Annotated in this window: 22 protein-coding genes; 12 read left to right on the forward strand and 10 right to left on the reverse strand. The window is 73.1% G+C overall.

Going from position 1 to position 22,278, the window contains the following annotated elements; translation table 11 throughout:
* Positions 1-188 precede the first annotated feature (188 nt).
* From CCN56_RS28445 to CCN56_RS28460, 4 genes are all read left to right on the forward strand, one after another.
* Positions 189-1,478, forward strand: a complete 1,290-nt coding sequence (locus CCN56_RS28445) for a sensor histidine kinase (protein ID WP_086830860.1) — start codon at positions 189-191, stop codon at positions 1,476-1,478.
* Positions 1,475-2,152: a response regulator transcription factor gene (locus CCN56_RS28450; protein WP_086830861.1), complete on the forward strand. Its 678-nt coding sequence runs from the start codon at positions 1,475-1,477 to the stop codon at positions 2,150-2,152. Before CCN56_RS28445 ends, CCN56_RS28450 begins: the two co-directional genes overlap by 4 nt.
* Before the next feature lie 174 nt (positions 2,153-2,326).
* Entirely contained in the window at positions 2,327-3,307 is a 981-nt protein-coding gene (locus tag CCN56_RS28455; protein ID WP_086830862.1) for an alpha/beta hydrolase, read from the forward strand.
* Positions 3,304-4,500 (forward strand): acyltransferase, encoded by a 1,197-nt coding sequence (locus CCN56_RS28460; protein WP_086830863.1) that lies wholly within the window; start codon positions 3,304-3,306, stop codon positions 4,498-4,500. The genes CCN56_RS28455 and CCN56_RS28460 overlap by 4 nt, the downstream gene beginning before the upstream one ends.
* 3 nt (positions 4,501-4,503) lie before the next feature.
* Here CCN56_RS28460 and CCN56_RS28465 read toward each other — a convergent pair whose 3' ends face one another.
* Together CCN56_RS28465 and CCN56_RS28470 are read right to left on the reverse strand one after the other, a co-directional pair.
* A complete protein-coding gene (locus tag CCN56_RS28465) occupies positions 4,504-5,529 on the reverse strand; it encodes an aldo/keto reductase (RefSeq protein WP_086830864.1) in 1,026 nt (341 codons plus the stop codon).
* Positions 5,526-5,936: a MerR family transcriptional regulator gene (locus CCN56_RS28470; RefSeq protein ID WP_041129072.1), complete on the reverse strand. Its 411-nt coding sequence runs from the start codon at positions 5,934-5,936 to the stop codon at positions 5,526-5,528. Before CCN56_RS28470 ends, CCN56_RS28465 begins: the two co-directional genes overlap by 4 nt.
* A 52-nt stretch (positions 5,937-5,988) precedes the next feature.
* Here CCN56_RS28470 and CCN56_RS28475 point away from each other — a divergent pair, with 52 nt between their 5' ends.
* Positions 5,989-6,819, forward strand: coding sequence for a serine hydrolase (locus CCN56_RS28475; RefSeq protein WP_041129073.1), 831 nt, complete (start codon positions 5,989-5,991; stop codon positions 6,817-6,819).
* A 131-nt stretch (positions 6,820-6,950) separates the two neighbouring features.
* Here the strand turns inward: CCN56_RS28475 and CCN56_RS28480 are convergent, their stop codons facing one another.
* From CCN56_RS28480 to CCN56_RS28500, 5 genes are all read right to left on the reverse strand, one after another.
* On the reverse strand, positions 6,951-7,559 hold the full coding sequence (locus CCN56_RS28480; RefSeq protein WP_143664650.1) for a hypothetical protein: 609 nt from the start codon (positions 7,557-7,559) through the stop codon (positions 6,951-6,953).
* Positions 7,560-7,573: 14 nt separating this feature from the next.
* Positions 7,574-9,103: a sensor histidine kinase gene (locus tag CCN56_RS28485; protein ID WP_256962203.1), complete on the reverse strand. Its 1,530-nt coding sequence runs from the start codon at positions 9,101-9,103 to the stop codon at positions 7,574-7,576.
* An 8-nt stretch (positions 9,104-9,111) separates the two neighbouring features.
* On the reverse strand, positions 9,112-9,795 hold the full coding sequence (locus CCN56_RS28490) for a response regulator transcription factor (protein WP_086830866.1): 684 nt from the start codon (positions 9,793-9,795) through the stop codon (positions 9,112-9,114).
* 90 nt (positions 9,796-9,885) lie between these two features.
* Complete coding sequence (gene murJ / locus CCN56_RS28495) at positions 9,886-11,493, reverse strand: murein biosynthesis integral membrane protein MurJ (protein ID WP_086830867.1); 1,608 nt, start codon at positions 11,491-11,493, stop codon at positions 9,886-9,888.
* A complete protein-coding gene (locus tag CCN56_RS28500) occupies positions 11,490-12,674 on the reverse strand; it encodes a peptidoglycan bridge formation glycyltransferase FemA/FemB family protein (protein WP_086830868.1) in 1,185 nt (394 codons plus the stop codon). Before CCN56_RS28500 ends, murJ begins: the two co-directional genes overlap by 4 nt.
* A 208-nt stretch (positions 12,675-12,882) precedes the next feature.
* Here CCN56_RS28500 and CCN56_RS28505 point away from each other — a divergent pair, with 208 nt between their 5' ends.
* On the forward strand, positions 12,883-14,049 hold the full coding sequence (locus tag CCN56_RS28505; protein ID WP_256962204.1) for an Ig-like domain-containing protein: 1,167 nt from the start codon (positions 12,883-12,885) through the stop codon (positions 14,047-14,049).
* Positions 14,050-14,053: 4 nt separating this feature from the next.
* On the opposite strand, the gene CCN56_RS28510 is transcribed toward CCN56_RS28505, so the two are convergent.
* Complete coding sequence (locus CCN56_RS28510; protein WP_086830870.1) at positions 14,054-14,722, reverse strand: pirin family protein; 669 nt, start codon at positions 14,720-14,722, stop codon at positions 14,054-14,056.
* A gap of 71 nt (positions 14,723-14,793) precedes the next feature.
* Between CCN56_RS28510 and fasR the strand changes: the two genes are divergently transcribed.
* From fasR to fabF, 5 genes are all read left to right on the forward strand, one after another.
* Positions 14,794-15,975 carry a fatty acid biosynthesis transcriptional regulator FasR gene (gene fasR, locus CCN56_RS28515; RefSeq protein WP_086830871.1) on the forward strand — a complete coding sequence of 394 codons (1,182 nt, stop codon included), beginning with the start codon at positions 14,794-14,796 and terminating at the stop codon, positions 15,973-15,975.
* Between the two features lie 89 nt (positions 15,976-16,064).
* Positions 16,065-17,006: an ACP S-malonyltransferase gene (locus CCN56_RS28520; RefSeq protein WP_086830872.1), complete on the forward strand. Its 942-nt coding sequence runs from the start codon at positions 16,065-16,067 to the stop codon at positions 17,004-17,006.
* Positions 17,007-17,024: 18 nt separating this feature from the next.
* Positions 17,025-18,056 (forward strand): ketoacyl-ACP synthase III, encoded by a 1,032-nt coding sequence (locus CCN56_RS28525; RefSeq protein WP_086830873.1) that lies wholly within the window; start codon positions 17,025-17,027, stop codon positions 18,054-18,056.
* A 60-nt stretch (positions 18,057-18,116) separates the two neighbouring features.
* Positions 18,117-18,365: an acyl carrier protein gene (locus CCN56_RS28530; protein ID WP_086830874.1), complete on the forward strand. Its 249-nt coding sequence runs from the start codon at positions 18,117-18,119 to the stop codon at positions 18,363-18,365.
* Between the two features lie 79 nt (positions 18,366-18,444).
* Positions 18,445-19,707: a beta-ketoacyl-ACP synthase II gene (gene fabF / locus CCN56_RS28535; RefSeq protein ID WP_086830875.1), complete on the forward strand. Its 1,263-nt coding sequence runs from the start codon at positions 18,445-18,447 to the stop codon at positions 19,705-19,707.
* A gap of 328 nt (positions 19,708-20,035) precedes the next feature.
* Here the strand turns inward: fabF and CCN56_RS28540 are convergent, their stop codons facing one another.
* Complete coding sequence (locus tag CCN56_RS28540; RefSeq protein WP_041129084.1) at positions 20,036-20,530, reverse strand: DUF3145 domain-containing protein; 495 nt, start codon at positions 20,528-20,530, stop codon at positions 20,036-20,038.
* A 259-nt stretch (positions 20,531-20,789) separates the two neighbouring features.
* Between CCN56_RS28540 and CCN56_RS28545 the strand changes: the two genes are divergently transcribed.
* Entirely contained in the window at positions 20,790-21,671 is an 882-nt protein-coding gene (locus CCN56_RS28545) for an SGNH/GDSL hydrolase family protein (RefSeq protein ID WP_086830876.1), read from the forward strand.
* A 54-nt stretch (positions 21,672-21,725) separates the two neighbouring features.
* On the opposite strand, the gene CCN56_RS28550 is transcribed toward CCN56_RS28545, so the two are convergent.
* Positions 21,726-22,278, reverse strand: a 553-nt coding sequence (locus CCN56_RS28550; protein ID WP_179200014.1) for a fibronectin type III-like domain-contianing protein, incomplete at its 5' end; no start/stop codon positions are given.

A 22,278-nucleotide genomic window follows, 5' to 3' on the forward strand; every position in this document is an offset into this window, starting at 1 on the left:
CGCCCCGGCGGAACGATTGCCCACAACGGGGGCGGCACGAGGCGCCCACAACGGGAACGGCGGGGCACCGTCCCGAGCTGACGCCCGCAACGGGGGTGGTGGTGGCGTCGTCATACCTCGGTATCACGTCCCGCCCCAGCCCCCGGTATGACGCCGGCCGGCAGGGGGGTGCCTACCCTGAGGGCCTCATGGTTACCGCATCGCGGCCCGAGCCGCCCGCCGATTCCCTGCCCGCCCGGGCCCTTGAGATGTTTCGGGGGCTCGGGGCCGCGCTCACCACCCCGGCCGCACCCGGGGCTCCGCTCCGCGCCCGGCTGCTGCCGTACGTCCTCGCCCTCGCCTTCAGCGCCGCGCTCCTCCCCTCCACCGTCCTGCTCCTCGTCAACGACTACGGCGTCAACGGCGCCCTCGCCGGCGCCCTCGGCACAGCCCAGGCCGCGCCGCTGCTCCTCGCCGTCAGCCGCCCCCTCCAGGCCTGGTGGATCGTCTTCGTCGCCGATGTGCTCGGCGCGCTCGTACTGCTCGGCTCGGACGGCCCCCGTGCGGAGATGTGGCCGTGGACCCCGCCGGTCGTCATCGGTTACTGCGCCCTCATGGTCGCGCTCGGGCTGCGCGAGTCCCGCCGGGTGCTGTTCGGGGTGTGGCTGGCCACCGGCGTGGCCGGTTTCGTCCTGGAGGCCTTCCGGCCCGCCCGGTTCACCAGCCTCCACCTCCTGCTGCTCGTCCTGAGCGGCGTGCTGCTGCTCCTCACCTCGGCGATCCGTGCCCGCGTCGACGCGCAGCGGCGGCTCGCCGAGCAGGAGACCATCAGCGAGGCCGAACGGGCCCGTCGCACGCTCCTGGAGGAGCGGGCCAGGATCGCGCGCGAGCTGCACGACGTCGTCGCCCACCACATGTCCGTGATCACCGTGCAGGCGGATTCCGCCCCGTACCGCATTCCCGAACTTCCCGAGGCGGCCCGGGAGGAGTTCTCCTCGATCGCCACCAGCGCCCGTGAGTCGCTCGCCGAGATGCGCCGGCTGCTCTCCGTCCTCCGCAGTGACGGCAGCGAGGGCGAGCGGACCCCGCAGCCGGGCCTCGACCGGGTCCAGCAGCTCGTCGAGGCGACCGTACGCGCGGGCGTGCCGGCCGAACTGCGGCTCGCCGCCGACCTCGGGGACGTACCGCAGGCGGTGGACCTGTCCGCTTATCGGATCGTGCAGGAGGCCCTGGCGAATGTGGTGCGGCACGCGCCCGGGGCCTCGACCCGTGTCTCCGTACGGGCCGAGGACGGGTGGCTGACCGTTCTCGTCGTCAACGGGCCTTCCCTGGAAGAGCGTTCCTCCGTCGAGCGGGGCGTCCCCGGCACCGGGCACGGGCTCGTCGGCATGCGGGAACGCGTACGGTTGACCGGCGGCTCGCTGGACACCGGGCCGCTGCCGGACGGCGGCTTCCGGGTCGCGGCCAGGCTTCCCCTGCGTACGAAGGACACCGAGTGACCATCCGCGTGATCATCGTCGACGACCAGGCCATGGTGCGGGCCGGTTTCGCCGCGCTGCTCGCCGCGCAGCCCGACATCGACGTGGTCGGCGAGGCACCGGACGGGCGCCAGGGCGTCGAGGTGGCACGGTCGGCGCACCCCGACGTGGTCCTGATGGACGTCCGGATGCCGGAGCTCGACGGGCTCGCCGCCGCCCGCGAGATCCTGCACCCGCCGGTCGGGGTCACGCACCGGCCGAAGGTGCTGATGCTGACCACCTTCGACGTCGACGACTACGTGTACGAGGCGCTGCGCGCGGGCGCCTCCGGCTTCCTCCTCAAGGACGCGCCGCCGGCCGATCTCATCGCGGCGGTACGGGTCGTGGCGGCGGGCGAGGCACTGCTCGCCCCGTCCGTGACCCGCCGCCTCATCGCCGACTTCGCGGCCTCGCGCCCGGCCCCCCGACGGGACACCACGGCACTGCGCCTCAACGGACTCACCCCGCGCGAGACGGAGGTCCTGGAGCTGATCGCCCGCGGCCTGTCCAACCAGGAGATCGCGGACAGCCTGGTCCTCGCCGAGCAGACGGTGAAGACCCACATCGGCCGGGTCCTCGCCAAGCTGGACCTGCGCGACCGCGCGCAGGCGGTGGTCTTCGCGTACGAGTCGGGCCTGGTCACCCCCGGCGCCTGACACCGGACTGGCGTCAGCCCCCGGGGGAGAACCCCACCCCGTTCCTCGGGTCAGCCGCTCCTCCACCCCCTACCCCGGTATGGAACGGGAGTTGGCTCCCCGGTGTGACGTGCCGTCACCCGTCGTCTTCCTACCTTCCTCTCGCCAGCGACGAGAACGAGGGAGGGCGGGCCGATGCGCCGCATTTCGAGGACCCTGATCACCGCGGCCGTGGTGGGCGGCGTGATCGCCGGGACCGCCGGCTGGGCGTCCGGGAACACCCAGGAGGCCGTGACCGGGGCCCCGGCCGGGACGGGGGCGTGGCGGGCTGCGGGACTGCCGGACCCGGAGCGGATGGGGCCGGCCGAGGTCGCGCGGTTCTTCGCCGGGCTGAGTCCCGTACGACAGCACGAGCTGGCCCGGACGTACCCGGCGGTCGTCGGGAACCTCGACGGAGCGCCCCTGGATCTGCGGTACGAGGCCAACGCCCGTTCCGTGCACGGGGAGTTCGGCGGGGCTCGGGTACTCGCCCACGATCCGCGCGGGCGGGGGCAGGTCGCCCTGGTCTACGGGGATCTGGCGCGGGCCGAGCACGTGGCCGTGATCGTGCCCGGCTCCGACGTCGACGCGGGCCACGTCGAGCCGCTCGCCGACATGGCGGCCGAGCTGCGCCGGGCGACCGGCGGGCGTACGGCGGTCGTCGCCTGGGCCGGGTACACCACCCCCGTCGGCGTCGGTCTGGACGCGGCCACCGGCCGGCTCGCCGAGGCCGGGGCCGGGCGCCTGACCCGGTTCGTGGACGGGCTCACCGCCGTCGGCGCGGCCGAGCCGTCCGTGTTCTGCCACAGCTACGGCTCCGTCGTCTGCGGTCTCGCCGCCCACCGGCTGAAGGCCAAGGACCTGGTCGTCTTCGGCTCCCCCGGGATGCGCGCCGAGAACGTCTCCGAGCTCGGGACCTCCGCCCGGGTCTGGGCGGCGAAGGACCCCACCGACTGGATCGACCGGGTCCCGAACGTCGAGTTCGCCGGGCTCGGGCACGGCACCGATCCCACCGATCCGGACTTCGGGGCGCGCCGGATCGCGGCCGAGGACGCCGCCGGCCACGGCGGCTACTTCGCGCCCGGCACCTCCTCGCTCCGCGCCTTCGCCCGCATCGCCGAGGGGGACGTCCGATGAAGACGCTCGTCGCGAAGATCGAGTCCTCCACCCCCGCCCACCGCGACCGGGCGATCGACGGACTCCGCGCCCTCGCGCTGCTCGCCGTGCCGACCGGGCACTGGCTGCTCGGCGGCTTCACGCTCTCCTCCGACGGCGCGCTCCACAACGCCAGCCCCCTGAGCACCTTCGCCGGTCTCGCGCCCGTCAGCTGGGTCCTGCAGATGCTGGGGATCTTCTTCCTGGTCGGCGGGTACGCGTCGGTGCTCTCGTACCGGCGCCACACGGGCTCCACGCGCGCGTGGCTCGCCGGCCGGCTCGCCCGGCTCGGGCGGCCGGTGCTCGGCGTCACCGCCGTGTGGGCGGCGCTGCTGCCCCTGCTGCGCTTCGGTCTCGGGGTGCCCGTGGACACGCTGCGGACGGCGTCCACGCTGGTGATCCAGCCGCTCTGGTTCGTCGGGGTGTACACGGTGGTCACCGCGCTGACCCCGCTGTGCGTGCGGGCGGCCCGCCGACTCGGGGTCTGGGCCGCGGCGCCGCTGCTCGGCTCGGTCGCCGTCGTCGACTTCCTGCGGTACGGGCCGGGCGCCGACGGCGCCCCGTCCTGGCTGAGCCTGCTGAACATCCTGCCCGGCTGGCTGTTCGCGTATCAGCTCGGCGTGTCGTGGGGCGAGGGCCGGGTCGGTCGGCGCCACGCGTGGGGGCTGCTGCTCGGCGGCGCCGCGCTCTTCGCCGCCCTGCTCCTCGTCTTCGGCTACCCGGCGTCGATGGTCGGCGTCCCCGGCGAGGCCCGCACCAACTCGCACCCGCCGTCGCTGCTCGTCCTCGCCCTCGCCGCCGCGCAGAGCGGTGCGGCGATCCTGCTCCGGGACCGGCTCGGCCGGTTCCTGAAGCGGCCCGCGCTGTGGGCGCCGGTCGTCGTGATCAACCTGTCCGCGATGACGATCCTGTGCTGGCACCAGACGGCGATGCTCACCGCCGCGATCCCCGCCTCGTACGGGGGAGAGGTCGCCGGACTGGTCGGCGCGCCGGACTCGGTCGGCTGGATCCTCGCCCGGCTCGCCTGGATGCCGGTCTTCGCCGGTCTGCTGGTCCTCATCGGCCGGTACGCGCGCGTCTTCGAGTCCCCGTGGGCGAAGACCGGCACCGCCAGGCGCGCCCTGGCGGGCGTCCTGGCGGCGGGGTTCGCGGTCTTCGCCCTGGGGCTGGCCTAGGTGTCAGACCTCCCGGGCCGCCGACGTGGAGCTCATGTCCGGGTAGCGGTCGCCCGCCACCAGGCCCGCGATCGGCTCGAGTTCGGCGAGCTCGGCGGCGGTGAGGGTGATGCGGGTGGCGGCCGCGTTCTCCAGGAGGCGGGAGCGCTTGCGGGTGCCCGGGATGGGGACGACCGTCAGGCCGTGCACGGTGGCGCGCTGCTGCACCCAGGCGAGGGCGATCTGCGCCGGGGTCGCGCCGTGGGTGGCGGCGATCTTCCGGACCGGGTCGAGGAGGGCGGCGTTCCGCTCGGCGTTCTCGCCGGTGAACCGGGGCTGGTACTGACGGAAGTCGCCGCCCGAAAGGTCCTTGCCGGCGTCCGCGAACGCGCCGGTCAGGAAGCCCCGGCCGAGCGGCGAGTACGGCACGAAGGTCACGCCGAGCTCGGCGGCGGTGCCGACGGCGCTGCGCTCCACGTCCCGGGAGAAGAGCGACCACTCCGACTGGAGTGCGGTGATCGGGTGCACGGCGTGGGCCTCGCGCAGCTCGGGCCCGGTGACCTCGCTCAGGCCCAGGAAGCGGACCTTGCCCTCCTGGACGAGCTCGGCCATCGCGCCGACGGACTCGGCGAAGGGGATCTCCGGGTCGCGGCGGTGCATGTAGTAAAGGTCGATGGTCTCGATGCCGAGGCGGCGCAGGCTGTCCTCCGCGGCCTTCTTGATGTACGCCGGGTCGTTGCGGACCCCCCGGTAGGTCGGGTCGTCGGCGCGGCGCTCTATGGCGAACTTGGTGGCGAGGGTGACCTCGTCGCGGTGGGCGGCGAGGAACGGGGCGAGGAACTCCTCGTTGGCGCCGCTGCCGTAGATGTCGGCGGTGTCGATCAGGGTGACGCCGGCCTCCAGGGCCGCGTCGAGGGTGTCGCGGGCGGCGGCCTCGTCGGTGTCGCCGTAGAACTCGCTGATGCCCATGGCGCCGAAGCCCTGGACGCCGATCTCAGGTCCGTCCTGGCCGCCGAGACGTACGGTGTCGATCTTGGTCACGCTGGTCATGAAGGTGTTCCTCCGCTTGCGGTCCCGTAATGGCCGATCTTGATGTCGAGCACGGCGAGCGTGTCCTGGAGCTCCGTGATCCGGGCGAGGACGTCGCGCCGGGTGGCCTCCAGGAGCTCCCGCCGTTCGTCCCGGGTGTGGTCGCCCTCGCGCACCAGCTCCGCGTACCTGACCATGTCGGCGACCGGCATCCCGGTCAGCCGCAGCTTGCCGACGAAGGCCAGCCAGTGCAGGTCGCGCTCGGTGAAGCGGCGCTGGCCGGTGTGCGAACGGTCGACGTGCGGCATCAGGCCGATCCGCTCGTACCAGCGCAGGGTGTGCGCGGTGAGGCCGGTGATGGCCGCCACCTCACTGATCGTGTAGCGGTCCTTCCCGGCAAGCCCGGTCGTGCTCTCGATCACGCTCATGGACCCCACGCTAAAACGTTGGAGTGCACTCGAAGCAAGTAGGCTCGGCCCCATGCAGAGCAGCGTGCCGAGCCTGGCGTCGATCGAGAACTGGCCCGTCCCCACCGCGGCGGCCGCCGTCGTCCGCGCGGACGGCACCCTGGCCGGGTCCCACGGCCCCACCGGGCGGCGTTTCCCGCTCGCCTCCGTCACCAAGCCGCTCGCGGCGTACGCCGTCCTCGTCGCGTACGAGGAAGGGGCGATCGACCTCGACGAACCGGCCGGGCCCGAGGGCTCGACCGTCCGTCACCTCCTCGCCCACACCTCCGGGCTCGCCTTCGACGAGAACCGGGTCATGGCCGCGCCCGGCACCCGCCGGATCTACTCCAACACCGGCTTCGAGGCCCTCGGCGACCACGTCGCCAAGGCCACCGACATCCCCTTCGCCGAGTATCTGCACCAGGCGGTCCTGGAGCCCCTCGGCATGACGTCGACGACCCTGGAGGGCTCGCCCGCCAAGGACGGCGTGTCGACCGTGGACGACCTGGTGCGGTTCGCCGCCGAGGTGCAGGCGCCGCGGCTGCTCGACGCGCGGACCGTCCTGGACGCGATGACCGTCACGTACCCCGGCCTGACCGGCATCCTGCCCGGCTACGGGCACCAGAAGCCGAACGACTGGGGGCTCGGCTTCGAGATCCGCGACGGCAAGTCCCCGCACTGGACGGGCGCGGGCTCCTCGCCGCGCACCTTCGGGCACTTCGGGCAGTCCGGCACCTTCCTGTGGATCGACCCGGACGCGCGGGCCGCGTGCGTGGCCCTCACCGACCGGCCCTTCGGGGCGTGGGCGGTCGAGGCGTGGCCGCCGTTCACGGACGCGGTGCTGGCGGACCTGCGGGCGCGCTGACGAGAGGGCACGGTCTCGCGGACCTGCGCGGGCTCCGTGCTCCGGGTCCCGGGCTCCGGTTCCGGGTTCCGAGCTCCAGGCCCCGGGCTCCGGGCTCCGGGCTCCGGGCTCCGGGTTCCGGGCTCCGGGCTCTAGGTTTCGCAGCGGGTCGCGGGGCGCGTGCCGTCGACGCTGATGAGGGTCACGTCGACCCTGCCCCCGCCGTCCTCCGCGTACGCGGTCGTGCACACCAGCTGCTGGACGGCCGCGTCCGACAGGCCCATGACGGGGAACGGCAGCCGGAGCCGGATGCGCCGGCGGCCCTCCGGGGTCAGGTCCTCGACCTGCTCCGTGCGCGGCGCGTTCTCGGACCTCGGGAGCCCCGTGGTCAGGCCGGCCGCGGTGTCGGCGCCGGACGGGCCGGAAAGAAGCGCGGCGAGCACCTTGTCGGTGGCGACCGGGGTGCCGTGCGCGTCCCGCCCCTGTCCGGAGGCCCACCCATGGGCCTTCCGGTCCTGGGACGCCTCGACGCCGCCCGCGGCGAACGTCGGGTCGGGGATCGGCTGCCCGATCTCGCGGGCCACCGGAACCGGCTGTCCGTTCGGCCCGAGGAAGTAGAGCACCATCCGGAACTCGGGCTGCGGGTAGACGATGACGGTCGCGGCGCCGCCCGCCTCGACGACGTCGCTCTCCTGGATGCCGCAGGCGGCGAGCGAGAGCACGGCGAGGAGGGCCACGGCGGCAGCTGCCCGGCGCCTCACGGGCCTCACGCGCCTCACAGCGGCATCCGTACGGTGAACACCGCGCCGCCCGCCGGGTGGTTGGCGGCCCGGACGGTGCCGCCGTGCAGCCGGACGTTCTCCAGGGTGATCGCCAGACCCAGGCCGCTGCCCGCCGAACGGGTCCTGGCCCGGTCCGCCTTGTAGAAGCGGTCGAAGACGTGCGGCAGCACGTCCGGGTGGATGCCCGGCCCCCGGTCGGCGACCTCCGTCACCAGCTCGTCCCCCTCCGCGTACAGCCTGACCGTCACCGGCGCGGCCCCGTGCCGCAGCGCGTTGCCCACGAGGTTGGCGACGACGACGTCGAAACGGCGCGGGTCGAGCCGCGCCCTGATCCCCTCCTCAAGGTACGGGACGACCTGCGCCGGATCGGTCCAGTGCCGGTGCTGGAGGGTCTTGCGCACGCAGTCGGCGGCGTCGACCTCGTCGGTGTGCAGTTCGGCGGCGCGCGCGTCGAAGCGGGAGATCTCCATCAGGTCCTCGACGAGCACGGCGAGCTTCCCGGTCTCGGCGCTGATCAGCCGGACGGCGCGGGCGGTGTCGCTGTCGAGGCTCCCGGCGTCCTCGTCGAGGACCTCGGTGACCGCGAGCATCCCGGCGAGCGGGGTGCGCAGCTCGTGCGAGACGTCGGAGGCGAAGCGGCGGGCGCGGGCCTCGGCGTTGCGGAGCTCCGCGACGGAACGTTCCAGCTCGGCGGCGGACTCGTTGAACGTCCGGGCGAGATCGGCGAGTTCGTCGCTGCCCTTCGCGTGGATGCGGGTGTCGAGCCGGCCCCGGCCCATGCTGTGCGCCGCGTGCCGCAGTTCCCGTACGGGGCGGAGCACGCCGCGCGAGGCGATGAGCGCGGGGATCAGGGCCACGGCCAGGGCCGGCAGGGCGCCGTCGCGGGCGGCGGTCACCATGGCCTCGATGTTCGCCTCCTCCTCGTCGAGCTCCATCACCGCGTAGAAGACGAGGCCGGTGGGCTGGGCCGTCCCCTTCTTGTAGTGGGTCCGGAACACGGCGGGGACGGCGACCGTCAGATACGGCGTGCCGTTCTTCACGACCCGCTGGAAGCTGCCGTGCGGGGTGATCGACCGGTCCTGGGCGCGGGCCCGCAGCTCGGGCGTGATGACGGAGGAGGTGGGGCGGTCGGTCGAGGAGACGCGGACCGTGCCGTACTCGGCGTAGACGCGCCAGGGGCGTGGCTTGCCCTGGCCGGCGATGCGGAGGACCACATCGCGCAGGGAGCCGGGGCTGACGGGCAGGGTGATGTTGAGCGGTTCGACCTGGTCGCGCAGGGCGGAGACGGCGGTGTCCTGGGTCTGCGCCAGGATCGCGTTGCGGGCGGCCCGGTAGGTGAGCGCGGCGGTGGTGCCGCAGCCGACGGCCGCGACGAGGAGGAAGGCGAGGACGAGACGGGTACGGAGGCCGAAGGGGCGCGGGCGGGGGGCGCGGGCGCGGCGGCGGGCCCGTCTTGTTCGCGGCCCCGTGCCGGTCCCCGTGCCGGGCCCCGTGCCGGACTCCGTGCCCGGCTCCGGGCTCACGCAGGCCTTCACAGCGGGCCGAAGCGGTAGCCGAAGCCCCGCAGGGTCTGGATGTACCGGGGGTCGCCCGGGGCGTCCTCGATCTTGTTCCGCAGCCGGCGGACGCACGCGTCCACCAGCCGGGCGTCCCCGTGGTAGCTGTGCTCCCAGACGTGTTCGAGCAGCTGCTGCCGGCTGAAGACCTGTTCGGGGGCGGCCGTGAGGTGCAGCAGCAGCTTCAGCTCGGAGGGGGCGAGGGCGACGCGCTCGCCCGCCTTCGCGACGGTCAGGCCCGCCCGGTCGATGGCGAGTTCCCCGTGGAACTCGACGGCGGACCGGCCGGCTCCGGGCTCCTCGATGCGTCGCAGCACGGCCCGTATCCGGGCCTCGATGACCTCCGTACGGGCGGGCTTGACGATGTAGTCGTCGGCCCCGGCCTCCAGGCCGACGACGACGTCGAAGTCGTCGCCGCGGGCGGTGAGCATGATGATCGGCAGCTGGCTGCTCTCCCGGACCCGGCGGCAGACCTGAACGCCGTTCATGCCGGGCAGCATGAGGTCGAGCAGGAGCAGGTCCGGCCGGAACTCCCCGAGCGCGGCGAGCCCCGCCTCGCCGGTGGGGGCGGTCCGTACGTCGTGCCCGCGGCGGCGGAGACCCAGCTCGACGCCTTCGCGGACGGAGGGGTCGTCTTCTATCAGGAGCACGCGGGGCATGTGTGGAGTATCCCAAGGTCGGTGGGGAGGGTGTGGCGGGGCCGGTTGCGGGCGGAGCCCTCGACGGGCGCGGGTCCACGCGGCCGGACGTCAGGTGCGGAAGCGGCGCGTGCCCGAGGCGAGGAGGGCCTGGACCTCCGTCAGGCGGAGGGGGCGGGACAGGAGCGCGAAGGCCGTCAGGATCGTCGCCGCTCCCGCCAGGCCCGCCACCACCGGGCCCGCCGTCGCCGTGCCGTCCGTGGCGAACAGGCCGTACCCCGCCGCCGGCACCGCCGCCACGAGCAGCCGCGCCAGGGCGCGGGCGGTCCCGCCCGACCCGCCTCCCAGCCGGCGCCTCAGCGCGTACGCCGTCACCGCCCAGCCCGTCCACAGCGCCAGCGAGTACGCCGCCGCCATGCCCGTGACCGCCCACCGGGTCGGGAGCGACTGGTAGGCGGCGTACGACAGGCCCGCGTTCAGGGCGGCGATGACCAGGTTCAGGAAGAACGGGGTCCGGGTGTCCCGCAGCGCGTAGAACGCGCGCGTGCACACGTACTGCCCCGACAGCGCGACCAGGCCCGGCGCGAACGCCATCAGCGTCCAGGACATCGCGCGCACGTCGTCGCCCGAAGTCGCCCCGTAGCCGAAGACCACCGTCATCAGCGGGACGGCCAGGGCCAGGAGCGCGCAGGCCGCCGGGACCACCGCCGCCGCGCTGGTCCGCAGGGCGTACGAGACGTCCCGCCGCACCCCCGCCAGGTCGTCCTCGGCCGCCGCGCCGCTCATCCGGGGCAGCAGCGCCGTGACCAGGGAGACCGTGATGATGCCGTGCGGGACGGTCCACAACAGGTACGCGTTGTTGTACGCGGCCAGGCCTCCGCCGCTCACCGACGTGCCCGCCGAGGTGGCGAGCCACGTCGTCACCCAGTACGCGCCCTGGTTCGTGAGGACGAGCAGCACCAGCCAGCCCGCCGAGCGCAGCGGGGCCGCGAGGCCGCTGCCGCGCCAGTCGAAGCGGGGCCGCCAGCGGAAGCCGGCGGCGCGCAGCGAGGGCAGCAGGGCCAGGGCCTGGACGGCGATGCCCGCCGTGGTGCCCCAGCCGAGGAGCGCGGTCTCCCCCGGGGTGAGTTCCCCGCCGTCGCTGACGGCCAGGAAGAGGCCGAAGACGGTGACGGCGACCACGTTGTTGAGGACGGGGGTCCACATCATGGCGCCGAACCGGCCCCGGGCGTTGAGGACCTGTCCGAGCAGGGTGAAGAGTCCGAGGAAGAAGATCTGCGGCAGGCACGCGCGCGTGAAGGCGATCGTCATGTCCCGCTGTCCGCCCACGTAGTCGGTGTACGTGTCGACGATCAGGGGGGCGGCGGACACCGCGACCGCCGTGAGGGCGGCCAGGGCCAGGGCGCACAGGGTCAGCAGCCGGTCCGTGTAGGCGACGCCGCCGTCCTCGTGTTCCTTGGCGGCCTTGACCAGTTCCGGGACGAAGACGGCGTTGAGGGCGCCGCCGAGGAGCAGCATGTAGACGATGGTGGGGACGGAGTTGCCGACCGCGTACCCGTCGGCGACGAGGCCCGCGCCGAGTGCGGCGGCGACGACGGAGGCGCGTACGAAGCCGGTGGCGCGGGAGACGAGCGAGCCGGCGGCCATGAGCGCGCCGCTGCGGAGGGCGGAAGGTTTCTTCCGCTCCGTCGGTGCGGTGAGCGTGGCGGTGGTCGTCATCGACGGGCCAGATAGGCCTGGAAGGCGCGGTACAGCGCCCCGTTGGTCGTGCCCTGCATAGGTGTCTCCCACTCCCCCAGCGTCTCGACGACCTGTCCGCCCGTGCCGAGCTTCCAGCGCAGGAGCCCGTGGGCGCGGTCGTCCGGGTCGAGGGTGGAGGGTACCCCGCGCAGGTCGTAGACGGCGGCGCCGAGGGCGTGGGCGTCGAGCATCATGCGCCACTGGAGGGCGTTGGAGGGCCGTACGTCGCGGCGGTGGTCGGCGGAGGCGCCGGTCTGGTACCAGACGCGGCCGCCGACGGTGACCATGGTGTGCGCGGCGAGGACCTCGCCCTCGTGGCGGGCCAGGTAGAGCTTCATGCGGCCCGGCTGTTCGGCGTTGAGGACGGCGTACTGGCGCTCGTAGTACGCGAGGGAGCGGCCGAGGCGGAAGCCGTCGCGTTCCTCGGTGATGCGGAGCAGCCGGTAGAACTCGGGGAGGTCGGCGGCGGAGCCGACGACGACCTCGACGCCGGACTTCCGGGCCTTGCGGACGTTGCGCCGCCACTCCTGGTTGAGGCCGGTCCACAGGTCGTCGGTGCTGCGGCCGGTGAGCGGGACCTGGAAGACGTGCCGGGGCTGGGCGTCGGCCCCGTCCTCGGAGTCGCCGCCGCACTTGCGCCAGCCGCGGGCGCGGAGCCGTTCGGCGACGGCGGTGCCCAGCGGGTCGACCTCGTCGGCGAGGACGTCGGAGAGGCGGCGGCCGGGCCCCGTACCGGCCTTGACGGTGGCGGCGTTCCACCGGCGGTAGGCGGGCCCGGGGCCCATGCGGACGGCGAAGGCGCCCAGGGAGCGCAGATGGCCGAGGAGCGGGCCGAGCCAGCCGTCCATGTCCGGGTCGGCCCAGTCGGCGACGGGCCCCTCGGGCAGGTAGGCGAAGTACTTCCGGGTGCCGGGGAAGGGCCGGAGGAGGACGAGCGCGACGCCCGAGAGGGGGGCGCCTTCCCTCCCCCACCCCACCAGCTGGTGGCTCCAGCCTTCCTTCACCTGCGCCCAGGAGGGGAGTTGGAGGAAGCTGGGACCGTCCGCGCCGGAACGGGAGCCGAGGAACGCGCGGTACTCCTCGGGGGTCACGGGCCCGAGCCTGACCGGTCCTGCGGGGGAGCGGTCGACGGGTGCGGCCGTCACGAGCAGCGCTGACACAACGGGAGCCTCCTTGTTCCGCCCCTCGGTGGTGGGGCGCACAGCAGGCTCACAGCCGAATGCGACGGGTGCGCGCGGTGATTGTGACCGGACGATGACCGTTCCGCCGCAGCCCTCGTCACAGAGGCGTCCGGGCCCCCGAGGGGGTCCTGGAGCGTCCTACAGTCCAGGACATCCCACCCGAACCCTCACCACGCGGAGGTCTTCCGTGCTGCCGATACGCACATCCCGTCCCGCCCTGGCGGCCGTCGCGCTGACCGTGTCCCTCACCGCCTGCACGGCCCAGGCGGCGGACGGCGGCCCGTCCGGGGCGCACGCCTCGGCCGCTCCCCCGGCGAAGGTGACGGTCGTGAAGAAGACGGCCGGCAGCCCGGTGACCGTGACCGCGTCCGGCGGCACGCTCGCGGCGGTACGGGTCGTCGACGCCGACGGCGGCGTCCTGAAGGGCCGTACGGATGCGGGCGGTACGAGCTGGTCCTCGGACCGGAAGGCGGCGCCCGGCACCTCCTACACGATCGAGGTGACGTCCCGTACGGCCGACGGCAAGGAGTCGACCAGCCGGTCGTCCTTCACCACCCCGGAACCCGACAAGGTCAACAAGCTGACCCTGGCCCCCGGCAAGAACACCACGGTCGGCATCGCCCAGCCCCTCTCCATCGTCTTCGACCTGCCGGTGACGCGGAAGGCGGACGTGGAGAAGCAGCTCAAGGTGACCACCTCGAACGGCACCGAGGGTTCCTGGGGCTGGGTCAAGGACTACTCGGGCCGGGACCGGGTCGACTGGCGGCCACGGGAGTACTGGAAGCCGGGCACGAAGGTCACCCTCCAGGCGGACCTCGACGGCACGGACTCGGGCGGCGGCTGGTTCGTACGGGACTACCGCACCGGCTTCACCATCGGCACGGCGCAGGTCGTGAAGGTCGACCTCGACACCCATCAGCTGAGGTTGGAGCGGGACGGGCGGACGGTCCGCACCATCCCCGTCTCCGGCGGCACCCCCGGCGGCGACAAGCGGTCCTGGCGGGGGACGGCCGTGCTGATGGCGAAGGAGGGCACCATCAACATGAACTCCGAGACGGTCGGTCTCGGCGACGCGTACAACAAGGACGTCGACTACTCGATGCGGCTGACGTGGTCGGGCATGTACGCGCACGCGGCCCCGTGGAACGCGGCGTACTTCGGCAGGGCCAACCACAGTTCGGGCTGCATCGGCATGAGCTCCGAGAACGCGGCCTCCTTCTACGCCTCGGTGAACGTGGGCGACCCCTTCGAGATCAAGGGCCGCGAGACGAAGGGCACGGTCGCCGAGGGCAACGGGTACGGGGCGTGGAACCTGAACTGGGAGCAGTGGAAGGCGAAGAGCGCCCTCGGCTGAAGGGTCAGCCCAGGGCCTTGCGCCAGTCCCGCATCTCCCAGACCAGGACCTCCGCGTCGGCCGTGGCCGTCAGTTCGAGTCCCCCGGTGCCGGTGAGCCGGGCCGCGTCGCCCGGGGCGAGTTCCTCGGCGCCGAGCCGTACCCCGCCCCGTACGACGTGGACGTACGCGAAGTCCGCGGCCGGTACGGGCGTACGCTCCCCCGCCTTCGGTCGGCGGACGTGCAGGACCGCGTCCGCCGCCGGGAGGGCGTAGGCGTCGCCGAGGCCGCGCACCACCTCGTACGAGGGGTCCCCGCCCGACGTCAGGGGGGCCAGCCACATCTGGACGAAGACCAGCGGGGCGGGGCCGTCGTTGCGCTCGACGTGGCGGACGCCGCCCGCCGAGCTCAGCCGCTGGAGGTCGCCGGGGCGGACGGTCGTGGTGTGTCCGGCCGTGTCCCGGTGGGTGAGCTCGCCCTCGACGACCCACGTCACGATCTCGGTGTGGCTGTGCGGGTGCTCGTCGAAGCCGGCCCCGGGCGCGAGGCGCTCCTCGTTGACGGCGAGGAGCGCGCCGAAGCGGAGGTTGTCGGGGTCGTAGTGCGGACCGAAGGACAGGGCGTGCCGGGTCTCGATCCCGGCCGCCGGGTCGCCCCCGGGGTAGCGCTCGCCGGCGCGCTGGATGCGTATCACGGACGTACCGTAGCCCGGGGAAACGCCCCCGACCCCGCACGCCGGCGTCCCGATAAGGCAGTCTTGTCCCCGTGCCTGAACCCGTGAACGCCTCCCATCCACACGCCGCGACCCTGAAGCGCCTCGAACAGTCGTCCGGGCGGCTCGCCGCCGGCGCCATCGCCCGCATGGACGAGACGCTCCCGTGGTACCGCGCGATGCCGCCCGAGAACCGGTCGTGGATCGGTCTGGTCGCCCAGGCCGGCATCGCCGCGTTCACCGAGTGGTTCCGGCACCCCGAGACCCCGCAGGCGATCTCCACGGACGTCTTCGGCACCGCGCCGCGCGAGCTGACCCGCGCGATCACCCTGCGGCAGACCGTGGAGATGGTCCGGACGACCATCGAGGTCATGGAGTCGGCGATCGAGGAGGTCGCCGCCCCCGGGGACGAGTCCGTGCTCCGGGAGGCGCTCCTCGTGTACGCCCGGGAGATCGCCTTCGCCACCGCCCAGGTGTACGCACAGGCCGCCGAGGCCCGCGGCGCCTGGGACGCCCGGCTCGAATCGCTCGTCGTCAACGCGGTGCTCTCGGGCGAGGCCGACGAAGGCGCCGTCTCCCGGGCCGCGGCCCTCGGCTGGAACTCGCCCGACCACGTGTGCGTCGTGCTCGGCACCGCACCCGACGGCGACAGCGAGCTGACCGTCGAGGCGATCCGGCGGGCCGCCCGGCACGCCAAGCTCCAGGTCCTCACCGGTGTCCTCGGCGACCGGCTCGTCGTCATCGCCGGCGGCAACGACAACCCGCTCGCCGTCGCCAAGGCGCTGATCGGGCCGTACGCACCCGGGCCCGTCGTCGCCGGCCCCGTCGTGCCCGATCTGCTCGCCGCGACCCGGTCCGCGCAGGCCGCCGCCGCCGGACTCAAGGCCTGCTCGGCCTGGCAGGACGCGCCCCGGCCGGTCCTGGCGGACGATCTCCTCCCGGAGCGCGCCATCGCCTCCGACCCTTCGGCCCGCGAGCAGCTGGTGGAGGAGATCTACAGACCGCTGGAGGAGGCGGGCTCCGCGCTGCTCGAAACTCTCAGTGTCTATCTGGAACAGGCGAGCAGCCTGGAAGGCGCGGCCCGGATGCTCTTCGTCCACCCGAATACCGTGCGCTACCGGCTTCGACGTGTGACCGACGTCACCGGTTGGTCACCCTCCGATGTTCGCTCCGCGTTCACGCTGCGGATCGCCCTCATCCTGGGGCGCTTGGCCGACGGAGATCAGCAGTCCTAGACTTTTGTCGAACACCAACAAATCCCCCGACGGTTCTTCGTCCTTGTCCCCACGGGCGCTCGAAGCCGTCCCCAAGAGAAGGTGTGAGGGTGCTCGTACTCGTCGCTCCCGGCCAAGGCGCCCAGACGCCCGGCTTCCTGACCCCCTGGCTCGAACTCCCCGGCGCCGCCGACCGCCTCGCGGCCTGGTCCGACGCGATCGGGCTCGACCTCGTCCACTACGGCACGAAGGCGGACGCGGACGAGATCCGCGACACCGCCGTGGCACAGCCCCTCCTCGTCGCCGCCGGCCTGCTGTCCGCCGCCGCGCTCGGTACCGGGACATCAGCCGCTGACGCGGCGGGCACCCCCGGCGTCGTCGCCGGTCACAGCGTCGGCGAGTTCACCGCCGCCGCGTTCGCGGGCGTCCTCGACTCCGAGGCCGCGCTGCGCCTCGTCCGTACCCGTGGTCTCGCGATGGCCGAGGCCGCCGCGATCACCGCGACGGGCATGTCGGCGCTGCTCGGCGGCGACCCCGAGGTGACCGTCCCGCACCTGGAGAAGCTCGGCCTGACCGCGGCCAACGTGAACGGCGCCGGCCAGATCGTGGCCGCCGGCACCCTGGAGCAGCTGGCCGCCCTGGAGGCGGACAAGCCCGAGGGCGTCCGCCGGGTCGTGGCGCTCAAGGTCGCCGGCGCGTTCCACACGCACCACATGGCCCCGGCCGTGGCGAAGCTGGAGGAGGCGGCGAAGGAGCTGTCCCCGGCCGCCCCGACCACCCGCTACGTCTCCAACAAGGACGGGCAGGTCGTCACCGACGGCGCCGAGGTCGTGGCCCGCCTGGTCGGCCAGGTCGCGAACCCGGTCCGCTGGGACCTGTGCATGGAGACCTTCCAGGAACTCGGCGCGACCGCGCTGATCGAGGTGTGCCCCGGCGGCACCCTGACCGGCATCGCCAAGCGGGCCCTGCCGGGAGTGGCCACGGTCGCCCTCAAGACTCCCGACGACCTCGACGCGGCCCGTACGCTCATCGCCGAGCACGCGGCCGTCTGACAAGGAGAGTCGAGAAACATGTCGAAGATCAAGCCCAGCAAGGGCGCCCCGTACGCACGGATCCTCGGTGTCGGCGGCTACCGCCCCACCCGGGTCGTGCCGAACGAGGTGATCCTCGAGAAGATCGACTCGTCCGACGAGTGGATCCGCTCGCGCTCCGGCATCGCCACCCGCCACTGGGCCTCCCCGGAGGAGACGGTCGCCGCCATGTCGGTGGAGGCCTCGGGCAAGGCCATCGCCGACGCCGGGATCAGCCCCGAGCAGATCGGTGCCGTGATCGTCTCCACGGTCTCGCACTTCAAGCAGACCCCGGCCATCGCCACCGAGATCGCCGACAAGATCGGCGCCGGGAAGCCGGCCGCGTTCGACATCTCCGCCGGCTGCGCGGGCTTCGGCTACGGCCTGACGCTCGCCAAGGGCATGATCGTCGAGGGTTCCGCGGAGTACGTCCTCGTCATCGGCGTGGAGCGGCTCAGCGACCTGACGGATCTGGAGGACCGCGCGACGGCCTTCCTGTTCGGCGACGGCGCCGGCGCCGTGGTCGTCGGCCCCTCCGACGAGCCGCACATCGGCCCCACCGTCTGGGGTTCCGAGGGCGACAAGTCCGAGACGATCAAGCAGACCGTGCCGTGGAACGAGTTCCAGGTCGGCGACGTCTCGAAGCTGCCGGTGAACGAGGCCGGCGAGATCAAGTTCCCCGCCATCACGCAGGAGGGCCAGGCGGTCTTCCGCTGGGCCGTCTTCGAGATGGCGAAGGTCGCCCAGCAGGCGCTGGACGCCGCCGGTCTCTCGGCGGACGACCTGGACGTCTTCATCCCGCACCAGGCGAACATGCGGATCATCGACTCGATGGTGAAGACTCTGAAGCTGCCGGAGCACGTCACGGTCGCCCGTGACGTGGAGACCACCGGCAACACCTCGGCCGCCTCGATCCCGCTCGCGATGGAGCGGCTCCTGGCGACCGGGCAGGCGAAGAGCGGCGACACCGCGCTCGTCATCGGCTTCGGGGCGGGTCTCGTCTTCGCCGCGACGGTCGTTACCCTCCCCTAGGCACACCGGATCTTCCGGAAGCCCTCTCTTACCGAAGTAACCGCAAGAAGGAGCACCACTATGGCTGACACCCAGGACGAGATCCTCAAGGGCCTCGCCGAGATCGTCAACGAGATCGCCGGCATCCCGGTCGAGGACGTCCAGCTGGACAAGTCCTTCACCGACGACCTGGACGTCGACTCGCTGTCCATGGTCGAGGTCGTCGTGGCCGCCGAAGAGCGCTTCGAGGTCAAGATCCCGGACGAGGACGTCAAGAACCTCAAGACCGTGGGCGACGCCGCCGACTACATCCTGAAGCACCAGGACTGATTCGGTCCCCGCTGACTCGGTTCGCCACCCCGCGGTGGCGCCGTATTCCGACCATCACACACATGGAGAACGAATTCCTGTGAGCTCGACCAATCGCACCGTGGTCGTCACCGGTATCGGCGCAACCACACCGCTGGGTGGCGACTCCGCGTCGACCTGGGAAGGTCTTCTCGCGGGGCGCTCCGGCGTCAAGCCCCTGGAGGGCGAGCGCTTCGCCGAACTGCCCGTCCAGATCGCGGCCCTCGCCGCGGTCGACCCCGGCGACGTGCTGCCCCGCCCGCTCGCCCGCAAGCTGGACCGCTCGGCGCAGTTCGCGCTGATCGCCGCCCGCGAGGCCTGGGCCGACGCGGGCTACACCGCCCCGGCCGGTGAGGACGAGAAGATCGTGCCCGAGCGGCTCGGCTCCGTCATCGCCTCCGGCATCGGCGGTGTCACCACGCTGCTCGACCAGTACGACGTGCTGAAGGAGAAGGGCGTACGCCGCGTCTCCCCGCACACCGTGCCCATGCTCATGCCCAACAGCCCCTCCGCGAACGTGGGTCTCGAGGTGAACGCCCGGGCGGGCGTCCACACCCCCGTCTCCGCGTGCGCGTCGGGTGCCGAGGCGATCGGCTACGCCGTCGAGATGATCCGTACCGGCCGTGCCGACGTGGTCGTCGCCGGCGGTACCGAGGCCGCGATCCACCCGCTGCCGATCGCCGCCTTCGCCAACATGATGGCGATGTCCAAGAACAACGACGAGCCGACGAAGGCCTCGCGTCCCTACGACACCGGCCGCGACGGCTTCGTGCTCGGCGAGGGCGCGGGCGTCGTGATCCTGGAGTCCGAGGAGCACGCGAAGGCGCGCGGCGCCCGCATCTACTGCGAGGTGCTCGGCCAGGGCCTGTCGGCCGACAGCCACCACATCGCGCAGCCCGAGCCGACCGGCCGGGGCATCGCCGCCGCGATGCAGAACCTGCTCGACTCGACGGACCTCAAGCCGTCCGAGGTCGTCCACCTCAACGCGCACGCCACGTCGACGCCGCAGGGCGACGTCGCCGAGATCAAGGCGCTGCGGAAGGTCCTGGGCGACGACCTGGACCACGTCGCGATCTCCGCGACGAAGTCGATGACCGGTCACCTCCTGGGTGGCGCGGGCGGCATCGAGACCGTCGCGACGGTCCTGGCCCTCCACAACCGCCTGGCCCCGCCGACGATCAACGTCGACGAGTTGGACCCGGAGGTCGAGGCGGACATCGTCCGCGACGAGCCCCGCGAGCTCCCGCAGGGCACGATCGCCGCGATCAACAACTCCTTCGGCTTCGGCGGCCACAACGTGGTCCTGGCGTTCCGCACGGTCTGACGCCCGCTCGAACAGCGAGGCCCGCTCCCGACACGGGGGCGGGCCTCCGCCGTGTCCGCCGCACGGAGGCCGGCACAGCGCCCCGAAGCCCGCGAAGCGGTGCGAGGGACGCACGGGGAAGAGGTCAACTCCTTCGGCTTCGGCGGCCACAACGTGGTCCTGGCGTTCCGCACGGTCTGACGCCCGCTCGAACAGCGAGGCCCGCTCCCGACACGGGGGCGGGCCTCCGCCGTGTCCGCCGCACGGAGGCCGGCACAGCCGTTCCGCACGGTCCGGTTCCTGGCCGACGCGAAGGCCCACCCCCGGTCCGGGGGTGGGCCTTCGCGTGTCAGACGACCTGGTGCAGCCAGCGGACGGGGGCGCCCTCGCCCGCGTAGCGGAAGGGTTCCAGTTCGTCGTCCCAGGGCTTTCCGAGCAGCTTGGCGATCTCCGCCTCCAGCTGGGTCTCGCCCTGCGCGGAGCGCGCGAGGGCGGCCCGCAGCCGGTCCTCGGGGATCAGGATGTCCCCGTGCATGCCGGTGACGGCGTGGAAGATGCCCAGGTCGGGGGTGGCGCTGTAGCGCTCGCCCTCGGCGGTGGGGCAGGGCTCCGCGGTGACCTCGAAGCGGAGCATCTGCCAGCCGCGGAGCGCGGAGGCGAGTTTGGAGGCGGTGCCGGTCTGGCCCTGCCAGGAGAACTCGGCTCTCCAGGTGCCGGGGGACGCCGGCTGGCGGATCCAGTCGAGCTGGACCCTCGCACCGAGGACGCCCGCGACCGCCCATTCGACGTGCGGGCACAGCGCGCGCGGTGCGGAGTGTACGTACAGGACTCCACGTGTCGTCACCGGGACCTCCAGTGTGGGACGAGGTTCGCCTTGCCCAGCGGCCTCAGTAAACAGCATCAGGAGCAGAACACCGCAAACCCTCAAAATGGGGACAGCATGTGACGTGATGTAATTTACCGGAGCCGGTCGGCGATGGCGCCTCTGGTTCGACGGGGGAAAAGCTACCGTGCCGCACCGTCATCGGTGTGACGTACGGTCGGTCCGGGGGCCGGTGAACACGAAGCTTTCACCCGCCAGGACGCCGAAGGAGGGGCCGGGAATGCGCGGCCGACGCCGATTCCGTACCGCTGTCGCCGCCGCGACGGCCGCGCTGCTGTGCGGCGGGATGCTCTCCGGCTGTACGGCCGGGGCCCCGGAGGCGGCCCCTCCCGGCAAGCGGACCACGCCGAGACCGGCGCCGTCGTGGGACGTCTCCCCCGCCTCCGTCGCGGCCGTCGGCGACTCCGTGACCCGCGCCTTCGACGCCTGCTCGGTCCTGTCGGACTGCCCCGAGGTGTCGTGGGCGACCGGGACGGACACCGCCGTCAACAGTCTGGCACTGCGGCTGCTCGGCCCGGCGAAGGTGGCCACCCGCAGCTGGAACCTGGCCCGGACGGGCGCGCGGATGGCTGAGCTCCCGGAGCAGATGGCCGGGGCGGCCGCCCGGAAGCCGGAGCTGGTGACGGTGATGATGGGGGCGAACGACGCCTGCCGGGCCACCCCGGACCTGATGACCCCGGTCGCCGATTTCCGTGCCTCCTTCGAGGCGGCCCTCGCCCGGCTGCGGGCGGGCGCGCCGAAGGCGCAGGTGTACGTGGCGAGCGTGCCGGACCTGAAGCACCTGTGGTCGACGGGACGGGTGAGCCCGACGGGGCTCCAGGTGTGGAAGCTGGGGATCTGCGGCGCGATGCTGGCGGACGCGGAGGACCTGGGTCCGGCGGCCGAGCGGCGGCGGGCTTCGGTGCGGGACCGGGTGGTGGCGTACAACGAGGTCCTGGAGGAGGTCTGCGCGAAGGACGCGCGCTGTCGGTACGACGGCGGGGCGGTCTTCGGGTTCCGCTTCGACGGCGGTCAGTTGAGTCCCTGGGACTGGTTCCATCCGAGCAGGGACGGGCAGGCGCGGCTCGCGGAGCTCGCGTACCGGCGGATCACGAAGGAGTGAGGGGCCCCGGGGCGGTTGTCAGGTTCCGCCCCGGGGCCGGTCTTGAGGCCCTGGTCAGACCTCCAGGGTGGTGGTCAGGCGGCCGTCCGTCAGGGAGTGGGCGGCGATGACCTCGTACGCGCCCGTGACGAGCGTCCAGTCGTGCTTCTCCTCGTCCCAGATCTCGAAGGCGCGGCGGGGCAGCGCGATCTCGGTCTCGACGGTCTCGCCGGGCGCGGCCTCGACGCTCGCGAAGGCGGCGAGCCAGCGGGCGGGGCGTTCCACGGTGTCCGACACCGGGGCCAGGTAGATCTGGACGGTCTCGCGGCCGGGGCGCGCGCCGGTGTTGGTGATCCGGACGGTGACCGCGTCCGGGGTGGCGACCAGGGAGTCGTACGACCAGGTCGTGTAGCCGAGGCCGTGGCCGAAGGGGTACGCGGGGACGGCGCCGGACCTGTCCCAGGCGCGGTAGCCGATGAAGACCCCCTCGCTGTAGTGCAGTTCGCCGTCCGTCGGGGTGACCTCGGTGACGGGGGCGTCGGCGAGGGCGGCGGGCCAGGTGGTGGGGAGGCGGCCGCCGGGCTCCTCGGCTCCGGTGAGGACGTCGGCGAGGGCGGCGCCGCCCTCC

Origin of the sequence: Streptomyces sp. NRRL B-24572 (assembly GCF_002156145.1) — a bacterium.
Classification (GTDB): domain Bacteria; phylum Actinomycetota; class Actinomycetes; order Streptomycetales; family Streptomycetaceae; genus Streptomyces; species Streptomyces vietnamensis.

Coding starts and splice junctions, on each gene's coding strand:
- CCN56_RS28445 (WP_086830860.1), top strand. CDS start 189: ATGGTTACCGCATCGCGGCCCGAGCCGCCCGCCGATTCCCTGCCCGCC.
- CCN56_RS28455 (WP_086830862.1), top strand. CDS start 2,327: ATGCGCCGCATTTCGAGGACCCTGATCACCGCGGCCGTGGTGGGCGGC.
- CCN56_RS28460 (WP_086830863.1), top strand. CDS start 3,304: ATGAAGACGCTCGTCGCGAAGATCGAGTCCTCCACCCCCGCCCACCGC.
- CCN56_RS28465 (WP_086830864.1), bottom strand. CDS start 5,529: ATGACCAGCGTGACCAAGATCGACACCGTACGTCTCGGCGGCCAGGAC.
- CCN56_RS28470 (WP_041129072.1), bottom strand. CDS start 5,936: ATGAGCGTGATCGAGAGCACGACCGGGCTTGCCGGGAAGGACCGCTAC.
- CCN56_RS28475 (WP_041129073.1), top strand. CDS start 5,989: ATGCAGAGCAGCGTGCCGAGCCTGGCGTCGATCGAGAACTGGCCCGTC.
- CCN56_RS28490 (WP_086830866.1), bottom strand. CDS start 9,795: ATGCCCCGCGTGCTCCTGATAGAAGACGACCCCTCCGTCCGCGAAGGC.
- murJ (WP_086830867.1), bottom strand. CDS start 11,493: ATGACGACCACCGCCACGCTCACCGCACCGACGGAGCGGAAGAAACCT.
- CCN56_RS28525 (WP_086830873.1), top strand. CDS start 17,025: ATGTCGAAGATCAAGCCCAGCAAGGGCGCCCCGTACGCACGGATCCTC.
- CCN56_RS28530 (WP_086830874.1), top strand. CDS start 18,117: ATGGCTGACACCCAGGACGAGATCCTCAAGGGCCTCGCCGAGATCGTC.
- CCN56_RS28545 (WP_086830876.1), top strand. CDS start 20,790: ATGCGCGGCCGACGCCGATTCCGTACCGCTGTCGCCGCCGCGACGGCC.